The sequence below is a fragment of the Aeromicrobium sp. genome, from assembly GCF_049586495.1.
Lineage (GTDB): Bacteria > Actinomycetota > Actinomycetes > Propionibacteriales > Nocardioidaceae > Aeromicrobium.
Genome location: NZ_JBAVCB010000040.1, coordinates 1 through 1,736, shown reverse-complemented (window position 1 = coordinate 1,736; position 1,736 = coordinate 1). Strand labels below are relative to the sequence as shown.

The 1,736-nt window shown below is 66.8% G+C and carries 3 protein-coding genes; 2 read left to right on the top strand and 1 reads right to left on the bottom strand.

Features of this window, described 5'->3' with window-relative positions; genetic code table 11:
- Positions 1–265: hypothetical protein (locus WB508_RS02045; RefSeq protein WP_423843209.1), on the bottom strand; the 265-nt coding region annotated here is incomplete at its 3' end.
- Between the two features lie 88 nt (positions 266–353).
- Between WB508_RS02045 and lexA the strand changes: the two genes are divergently transcribed.
- Both lexA and WB508_RS02035 read left to right on the top strand, forming a co-directional pair.
- On the top strand, positions 354–1,076 hold the full coding sequence (gene lexA, locus WB508_RS02040; RefSeq protein ID WP_423843208.1) for a transcriptional repressor LexA: 723 nt from the start codon (positions 354–356) through the stop codon (positions 1,074–1,076).
- A 37-nt stretch (positions 1,077–1,113) separates the two neighbouring features.
- Positions 1,114–1,736: NAD-dependent epimerase/dehydratase family protein (locus WB508_RS02035; RefSeq protein WP_423843207.1), on the top strand; the 623-nt coding region annotated here is incomplete at its 3' end.

Genomic DNA, 1,736 nt, shown 5'->3' with positions numbered 1-1,736 from the left:
CCACGACCAGGGCGATGACGCCGGCCAGGATCTCTCGGTGCGGGCGGGCGCTGCCCGGCATCCCCTGCTGGTCAAGATCGACCTCGAAGTCCGGGAGCAACAGCTGCAGGTCCACCGTGGCAGCGTCGGCGATGCCTTCGGCGGTCAGCAGTCCGCGCACGGCCGATTCCACGCCAGCCAGATCGGTGGCACTGGTGTGGCCTACTCCCTGCACCTCGAGTCCCCACGCGCTGCCGGACCGGGTGCCCACGACGAGATAGCTCATGGGCGCGATCGTAGTGCAGCGAGAATCGACGACACGCCGATCGAACACATGTTTGATTACGTGAGGGTTGCGGTCTATCGTCGAACGCATGAGCGAAGACACTCCCGCCGACCGTGACGCGAACGTGGCCGAACTGCCCGATGGCCCGCCGGACGAGACGGGCCTCACCGCCCGACAGCAGCGGGTGTTGATGTTCTTGCGGGAGGAGATCGAGCGGCGCGGCTACCCGCCCAGCATGCGCGAGATCGGTGCCGCCGTCGGCCTCACCAGCACCTCCTCGGTCGCGCACCAGCTGCGCACCCTCGAGGGCATGGGCTACGTCAAGCGCGATCCGCACCGTCCCCGCGCGCTTGAGATCTTCCTGCCCGATGTCCTGGCGGCCCGCCGCGCCATGAGCTCTGACATCGACGAAACCGGCATCAACGACGCCGCCCCCGCTCCCGTCAACGTCCCGATGGTCGGCCGCATAGCGGCCGGCGGCCCCATCCTGGCCGAGGAGCGCGTCGAGGAAATCTTCCCGATGCCCAAATCCTTGGTCGGCGACGGCACGCTCTTCATGCTCGAGGTGTCCGGCGACTCCATGATCGACGCCGCCATCTGCGATGGCGACTACGTGGTCATCCGCCAGCAACCCGTGGCCGAGAACGGCGAGATCGTGGCCGCCATGCTCGACGGCGAAGCCACGGTCAAGACGTTCCAGCGCAAGGACGGCACGACCTGGCTGCTGCCGCACAACGACAACTACTCCCCCATCGATGGCACGCACGCCACCATCTTGGGCAAGGTCACTGCGGTGCTGCGCCGCGTCTGATGCGCGCACCCGGCGGCCGGGCTGACATGCTGGATGCATGAGCATCCTGGTCACCGGCGGCGCCGGCTACATCGGTTCGCACGTGGTGCGTGCCTTCCGGCTCGCCGGTCTCGACTGTTGCGTCGTCGACGACTTCTCCAGCGGCCACCGCGAGTTCGTTCCAGTCGACGTCGAGGTGATCGACCGCTCGATCCTGGACACCACGTACCTTGCCAAAGCGATGACCGAGAACGCGGTCGAGGCGGTCGTGCACCTGGCTGGCTTCAAGTACGCCGGGGTCTCGGTACACCGCCCGCTGCACACCTACGAGCAGAACGTGCAGGGCACCGTCAGTCTGCTCAAGGCCATGCAGGAGGCGCACGTCGAGGCGATCGTCTTCAGCTCCAGCGCCGCCACCTACGGCACCCCTGATGTCGACCTCGTCACGGAACAGACACCCACGGCGCCCGAGTCGCCGTATGGCGAGTCGAAGCTGATCGGCGAATGGCTGCTGCGCGACGCCGAACGCGCCTATGGCCTGCGGCACACCTCGTTGCGCTACTTCAACGTGGTCGGATCAGCGGTCTCCGATCTGTATGACACCAGCCCGCACAATCTGTTTCCGCTGGTGATCGAGGCGCTGATGGAGGGGCGGACGCCCCGCATCAACGGTGATGGCTA

Excerpts from the sequence above, each read along its gene's own strand:
- lexA (WP_423843208.1), top strand. The coding sequence starts at position 354 with ATGAGCGAAGACACTCCCGCCGACCGTGACGCGAACGTGGCCGAACTG.